Source organism: Acidobacteriota bacterium, assembly GCA_016195325.1.
Classification (GTDB): domain Bacteria; phylum Acidobacteriota; class Polarisedimenticolia; order JACPZX01; family JACPZX01; genus JACPZX01.
Genome location: JACPZX010000068.1, coordinates 1 through 6685, shown reverse-complemented (window position 1 = coordinate 6685; position 6685 = coordinate 1). Strand labels below are relative to the sequence as shown.

Below are 6685 nucleotides of genomic sequence, written 5' to 3'. Positions count from 1 at the left end.
GGGCGCGACCTCATCCCCCCCCTGCGGCGCTGGCTCAAGCACGCCGAGTCCTCGGGCTCGCGCGTCTCGGTGCGCGCCAGGATCGGCCACGCCCTGCTGCTCGTCGGCGCCATCCACAACGTCGCGATCCCCGAGGAGGAGCGGATCCTCCAGGCGATCGACGAGTTCTGGAAGGAGCAGCCGGAGGAGGCCGACGACGGCCCCGACGCACCGGGGCACTGGGTGATGTAGGGCCCCTCAGTCCCCCGTCACCCCGGTCGGATCCGCAATCAGCATCGGCTCACCCGCGAGGAGCGCGGCCTGCGCGGCGGGCCTCAGCGCGGTCAGGACGCCCGACGTGCCGGCGCGGGCGCTCTCGTCGGCCGAGTCGCTGTTCCAGATCGAGTCCCAGAAGCCGGGCTTTTCGGGAAGGATCTCGAACCTCACGTCCTCGTCCGCCGGGATCTTCGCGAGCTCCTTCGCGACGGCGACGGCCTTCTGGAAGCCGCCGAGATCGTCGACGAGGCCCAGCTCCTTCGCGCGCCGCGCGCTCCAGACGCGCCCCTGCGCGATCTTGTCGACGGCCTCGCGCGTCATGTGACGCCCGGTGGCGACGTGGGCGAGGAACTGGTCGTAGATCTGGTGCATGAACTTCCAGTAGATCTGATCCTTCTCCTCGGGGCTCCAGCGGTTCAGCTCGCTCCAGAAGCCGGCGTTCTTCCCCTTCGAGAGCGTGCCGAAGGAGAGGCCGACCCAGTCGTAGAGCCCTTTCATCACGAACTTGCCGTAGACGACGCCGATCGAGGCGGTGATGGTGTTGGGCTCGGCGACGATGCGATCGGCGCCGCACGCGACGTAGTACCCCCCCGAGGCGGCGACGTCGGACATCGAGACGACGAAGGGTTTCTCCTTCTTCGCGAGCTGGGTCTCGCGCCAGATGACGTCGGAGGCGACGGCGGAGCCGCCGGGGGAATCGACCCTGAGGATGATCGCCTTGACCGACGCGTCCTTCCGCGCGTCGCGGATCGCGCCGGCGACGGAGTCCGATCCCATGAGCCAGCCGGCCTCCGGGTCGTAGCCGCTGCGCCCGCGCATGACGAGCCCTGTGCCGTGGATGACGGCGATCTTGCTCGACCCGACGCCGAGGCCGCTCCGGCGCTTGAGGTACTCGCGCCAGTTGAGCGTGTTGAGGTGGCCGCCGGCTCTCTTCTCGGCCGCGTCGCGGAACTCGTCGAGATAGCCGATCCTGTCGACCAGCCCCTCTTTCTTCGCCTCGTCGGCGATGAACGGGCCGCGATCGACGAGGGCGGTCATCTCCTCGACGCTCTTCTTGCGGGAGGCGGCGATGTCCTCGACCATGCCGGTGAAGAGGTCGTCGATGAGCGTGGCCGTCGCCTCGCGGTGCGCGTCGGTGAACTCCTTGTCGGTGTAGATGTTCTTCGCGTTCTTGTACTTCCCGATCGCGTCGAAGTCGGGGTAGATCCCGAGCTTGTCGAGGGTCCCCCGCAGGAAGGGGGTCTCGGTGGCGATGCCGCTCAGGTTGACGGACCCCGCCGGGCTCAGCGTGATCTCGTCGAAGGCGCTGGCCAGGTAGTACGGGCCGTTCCCGGGGGTGAACTCCCCGGCGGTCTCGAGGAAGCAGATCGCCCACTTCCCGGACGCGCGGAAGGACCTCACCGCCTCGCGCAGCTCCTGCATCTTGGCGAAGCCCATCGAGAAGGGCTTGATGTTGACCATGACGCCGACGACCCGATCGTCCCGGCGCGCCTTGTCGAAGAGGGCCCTCAGCTCTGCGATCAGCGTCACGTCCCCCTGGAGAAACCGCCCGCGCAGGGACTCGTCCCTCTCCTCCTGGATCATCCCCGACACGTTCAGCTCGACCACCGTCCGCCGCTCGACCCCCTTCGAGAGGGTCATCGCGAGAACGACCACGGTGATCACGGCGGCCAGCCCGAACAGGGCGAACAGGCAGCCTCTTCCACGTCGCGTCATGAACGCCTCCGAGCATCGGCGGGCTGGGGAGATGAGTCGCACCGGCCTATACGCCGGTCGCGGGTCGAGGTTTGATGATACCAGCGGCGGCGCGGGAGAAGTATCATCGCCGCCATGAAACCTTCCATCGAGCCCGCCGTGCGCCGGCACCTCCTCGACGAGGGGGCCCGCCTCCTCGCCTCCCGCCAGTTCTACAAGGCGCATGAAGCGTTCGAGGATCTCTGGAAGGCGGCCTCGCGACAGCAGGATCGCGACCTCTGGCAGGGGCTCTCCCAGCTCGCGGCCGCCCTGGTGAAGCACGACAGGCGGGAGCCCACGACGGCCATCAGCCTCCTGGCCAAGGCGAAGAGCCGCCTCACCGCCGCCCGCCTCGCCGGGGAGGGAGGGACCGCGATGATCGCGTACCTCGACGCCCTCGCCGGGCCGATCGCGCAGGAAAAAGAACTTCCGGACACGAAGCTTCCGAAGATCCTCCTCGAGGCGCTCCGGGCCGTCGAGTAGCTCGCCGGACCGCCGCCCGTCCGCTCCGTGCGGCGGGGCTCACGTCGATGTCGTATGATTCCGGCTCCAAACGCCATCCCGGCCGCCTCGCGGCCGGACACCCCAAGGAGGTCCTTGCCCATGCATTGGAACGCCGCCTCTGTTCGAACCCCCCTCGCCGCCGCGGTCGTCCTCGCGGCCCTCGCCGTCATCGCATCGCCCGTCTCCGCCGCACCCGGCGAGAGCACGTCGGCCGCCTTCCTCGGCAAGGAAGCGCCGGCCTTCACCCTTCCCGACGCTGAGGGCAAGTCCCACTCGCTCGCGGACACGCGGTCGAGCAAGGCCACCGTCATCATCTGGGTCTCCACCGAGTGCCCGGTGAGCAACGCCTACAACGATCGGATGGCGGCGCTCGCGAAGGAGTACCAGGCGAAGGGGTTCAGCTTCGTCGGCATCAACTCGAACAAGGCCGAGACCCCGGCCGCGATCGCGACCCACTCGAAGGAGCACGGCTTCCCCTTCACGGTCCTCAAGGACGCCGACAACGTCGTCGCCGACAAGTACGGCGCGAGCGTCACCCCGGAGGTCTACATCGTCGACTCGAAGGGGATCCTCCGCTACCACGGGCGGATCGACGACAACATGAAGGCCGACGCCGTGACCGCGCACGACCTCAAGAGCGCCCTCGACACGATGCTCGCCGGGCAGGATCTGGCGAAGGGCGAGTCGAAGGCGTTCGGCTGCTCGATCAAGCGGGTGGACAAGGCCGGGGCGTGACGCTCGGCCTCCGGAGCACGAAGCTGATCGCGGGCGCGGCGATTCTCGTCGTCGCGCTCGCGGCGCCCATACACGCGGCAGCGCCGGCGGCGCCTGCCGCGGACTCCCCGCGGGTGGATCCGATCGACGCGGCGGGGATCGAGCGGGCGCTTCAAGAAGCGCGGGGGAAGGTGGTCGTGCTGAACTTCTGGGCGACCTGGTGCGACCCGTGCCGCGAGGAGTTCCCCGATCTCGTCCGGTTCGCGGCCGAAAACCCCGGGCAGGTCGCGCTCATCACCGTCTCGCTCGACGACCCCGACGACGTGGCGGGAAAGATCCGCCCCTTCCTTCGCGAGATGAAGGTCCCGGGGCGCGCGTTCGTGAAGGCGGCGGGCGACCCCGACGCTTTCATCTCGAAGGTCGATCCGAAGTGGTCGGGAGCCCTGCCGGCCACGTTCGTGCATGCCCCCGACGGACGGCGAGTGAGTGCCGTCTTCGGCCAGACGAGCTACGCCGGCCTCAAGGCGGTGGCCGGGCCGCTCCTCCCTCAGGCTCGCTGACGGCCGGGGCGCCGACCGCGAACGGGGCGCTCCTCGAGATTGGCTCTGCGAGCCCCGGCGCGTGGACGTCGTAGTTGAAGAGGTAGATCCCCTCGCCGAGGATTCCGTTGGGGATCTCGCTCGTCACCCCCCAGCACCCCGAGGTCGGATCGGGGGGGCCCTTGAGCCTCAGCACCGGGAAGGTCGCCACCGGCGATTCGCCCGACAGGATCGTCCGGGCCACCGTGACGTCCCCGCCCGTCCATCCCTTCTCCGGGGGGCAGACCAGGAACATCAGGCTTCCCTTCTCCCCGGGGATCAGCCGCCTCTCGCTCCGTGGCGCCGCGATTCCGATCGCGATTCCCTTGCTCGGCCCGAAGATGTCGGCCGCCTGCTCGCGGTAGACGAGGTCCGCCCGAGCCGCAGCCCACAGCTGCGGCTCGGAGACGGTGAAGCCGGTCAGAAGCGGCACGACGACGGAGCGGCGCGCCCCGCCCATCGTCCCCCCCCGCTTCTCGAAGACCGCCGCGCTTATCTCGTGCGGCCCCGTCCCCACCGGGCATGACGCCTCGTAGCGCAGCGAGCCCTTCCCCGCCGCCGCGGCCTTCACCTGCGCGATCGGGAACTCCGCCCCGAACGAGCAGGTGTCCCCCGACGCTCCGCTCACGCGCCCTCTCACCCTCACGATCGCCGAGCCGTCGTCGGGGGGAACCCCGGAGGCCGATTTCAGGAGATCCTCGGCCGGGATCGACGCCTTCACGAGGACCTGACGCCCCCCCTTCGCGCGGCCGAGCGCGAAGGCCTCGAGCGTCAGGGCGAGATCCCGGAACGCCGCGGGCGCGTCGAGGGCCGTCGCGAACCGCCGGTCGAGGCGCTGCTCGGCCGTCCAGTCCACGAAGTACTGGCGCGCGCGCACCTTCGCCTTCCTCTGATCGACGTCCACCTCGATCGTGTGGCGCTTGCCGTCGGCGGCTCCCGACGGCTGGTACGAGAGCACGTAGTAGCAGGCCATCTCGTCGCGCACGATCGGAAAAATCTTCGACAGGTCGTTCGTCCATCCGAGGGCGCGCCCCCCCGTCTCCGCGGCGATCGACGCGTTGAACCCCATCGACCCGCTCTCGGCTCCCTTCATCGCCTGCTGGAGCGGCCCCGTGTCCATGTCCGCCGCCTTCCGGTTCGAGGCGCTGACGTCCCTGCGGGCCTGGGGAGGAGTGTTCGGGCCGTTCTGCGCGGACACCTGCGCCTGCGCGAGCGTGCCGAGGCTCGTGGACGTCCTCCCGATGTCGTCCCCCGACGCGTCCTCGAGCCCCGCGGCGTACACCGGGTAGAAGGCCACGGACGAGCCGCTCGCCTCCTCGACGACGCGGCGGAACTCCGGCGCGATGCTGATGTCCTGCGCGGCGGGAGTCGTCCGCGCCATCTGGAGATAGTACGCGCCCGGCTCGTCACGCAGCGTTTCGGTGAACAGCACGAGGGACTTCCTCCCCGTCTCGCCGCCGAGCGCCGCGATCGTCGAGCGGAGCGCCTCCAGGCTCTTCTTCGCGCGCGCCTCCTCCTCCTTCGCGAACATGCGCGCCATGGAGACCTGGTTCGGGCAGCTCCCCGTCGAGCTGAGCTCGCCTCCGGGCTGCGCGGAGGCCGGCGGCCCGCCCACGTTGGTGCAGGCCTCCGCAGCCACCGCCTGGATGTTGTTCACGCGCGCAACGGATGAATCGTCCATCGTCGATCCCTTCGCGAGGACGCCGTCCAGCGCGGCGAGGAGCCGCGCGCGGTCCTGCGTGTACGGGGCGAGCACGCGGATGTCCCCGGCGGAGTAGGCAAGCACCATCGTCTTCCAGACGGCGAGGTCGGTCGACTCGAGGAAGCGCCTTGCCGCCGCGACGCTGCGGGCTCCCCCCGGCGGCGTCAGGTGCGGGAGATCGAAGTAGAGGACGACGTGGCCCGGATCGGAGGCGGGCGCCGGGGCTCGCGGCGAGTCCGGTCGCGGCGGGCGGCATCCCAGCCGGGCAGTGATCCTCGAACGAGGCGATCGGCGCATCCTTCGAATCGATCCGGAGCTTGAAGCCGCCCATGGTGAGTCCGGCCATCGGCTTCCCGTCGGCGTCGGTGACCACCGCGTCGATCAGGACGAGGTGGACCTCGGTCTGCTCGATCGTGCCGAGGCGATGGGTCGAGTCGCCGGCCCGGGTACGGCTGTCGGGAGGTTGTGTTTCCGGAGCGGCGAGAAGCGACGCGGATGCGAGCAGGATCGCGGCGGCGATCCACGCGAGTCGGGGCATGCGCACCTCTCCAGGTGGTCTCTGCAACGCGGCGCTGCAGGTCACAACTCTACGACCGTGCGCTCCGGGTTGCCACGCACCGGCGATTCACGGCAACGGCGGCGCCCCCACCGCGAACGGGGCGCTCCTCGAGATCGGCTCTGCGAGCCCCGGCGCGTGGACATCGTAGTTGAAGAGGTAGATCCCCTCGCCGAGGATCCCGTTGGGTATCTCGCTCGTCACCCCCCAGCACCCGGAGGCCGGATCGGGGGGGCCCTTGAGCCTCAGCACCGGGAAAGTCGCGATCGGCGACTCCCCCGACAGGATCGTCCGGGCCACCGTGACGTCGCCGCCCGTCCAACCCTTCTCCGGCGGGCAGACCAGGAACATCAGGCTTCCCTTCTCGCCGGGGGCCAGCTTCCGTTCGCCGCGGGGCGCCGCGATGCCGACCGCGAGCCCCTGGCTCGGGCCGAAGATGTCCACCGCCTGCTCGCGGTAGACGAGATCGGCGCGGGCCGCCGCCCAGAGCTGGGGCTCCGACACGGTGAAGCCGGTGAGCGCCGGGACGACGACGGAGCGGCGCGCCCCTCCCATCGTCCCTCCCCGCTTCTCGAAGACTGCCGCGCTGATCTCGTGCGGCCCTGAGCCGACCGGGCACGAAGCTTCGTAGCGCAACGCGGC

7 protein-coding genes are annotated in these 6685 nt (G+C 70.0%); 4 read left to right on the top strand and 3 right to left on the bottom strand.

Annotated elements, in window-relative coordinates:
* Positions 1 to 231, top strand: a 231-nt coding sequence (locus tag HY049_13110) for a hypothetical protein (protein MBI3449842.1), incomplete at its 5' end; no start/stop codon positions are given.
* 6 nt (positions 232 to 237) lie between these two features.
* Here the strand turns inward: HY049_13110 and sppA are convergent.
* Positions 238 to 1971 (bottom strand): signal peptide peptidase SppA, encoded by a 1734-nt coding sequence (gene sppA / locus HY049_13105; protein ID MBI3449841.1) that lies wholly within the window; start codon positions 1969 to 1971, stop codon positions 238 to 240.
* Positions 1972 to 2085: 114 nt separating this feature from the next.
* Between sppA and HY049_13100 the strand changes: the two genes are divergently transcribed.
* From HY049_13100 to HY049_13090, 3 genes are all read left to right on the top strand, one after another.
* The gene (locus HY049_13100; protein ID MBI3449840.1) at positions 2086 to 2472 is read left to right on the top strand and encodes a DUF309 domain-containing protein; all 387 of its coding nucleotides are present in this window, start codon (positions 2086 to 2088) and stop codon (positions 2470 to 2472) included.
* A 120-nt stretch (positions 2473 to 2592) separates the two neighbouring features.
* The gene (locus tag HY049_13095; protein ID MBI3449839.1) at positions 2593 to 3228 is read left to right on the top strand and encodes a thioredoxin family protein; all 636 of its coding nucleotides are present in this window, start codon (positions 2593 to 2595) and stop codon (positions 3226 to 3228) included.
* Entirely contained in the window at positions 3225 to 3767 is a 543-nt protein-coding gene (locus tag HY049_13090) for a TlpA family protein disulfide reductase (GenBank protein MBI3449838.1), read from the top strand. Before HY049_13095 ends, HY049_13090 begins: the two co-directional genes overlap by 4 nt.
* On the opposite strand, the gene HY049_13085 is transcribed toward HY049_13090, so the two are convergent.
* Positions 3727 to 5784, bottom strand: a complete 2058-nt coding sequence (locus tag HY049_13085) for a VWA domain-containing protein (protein ID MBI3449837.1) — start codon at positions 5782 to 5784, stop codon at positions 3727 to 3729. The two genes, HY049_13090 and HY049_13085, sit on opposite strands and share 41 nt — an antisense overlap.
* 328 nt (positions 5785 to 6112) lie before the next feature.
* On the bottom strand, positions 6113 to 6685 hold a 573-nt coding region (locus HY049_13080; GenBank protein MBI3449836.1), incomplete at its 5' end, for a hypothetical protein.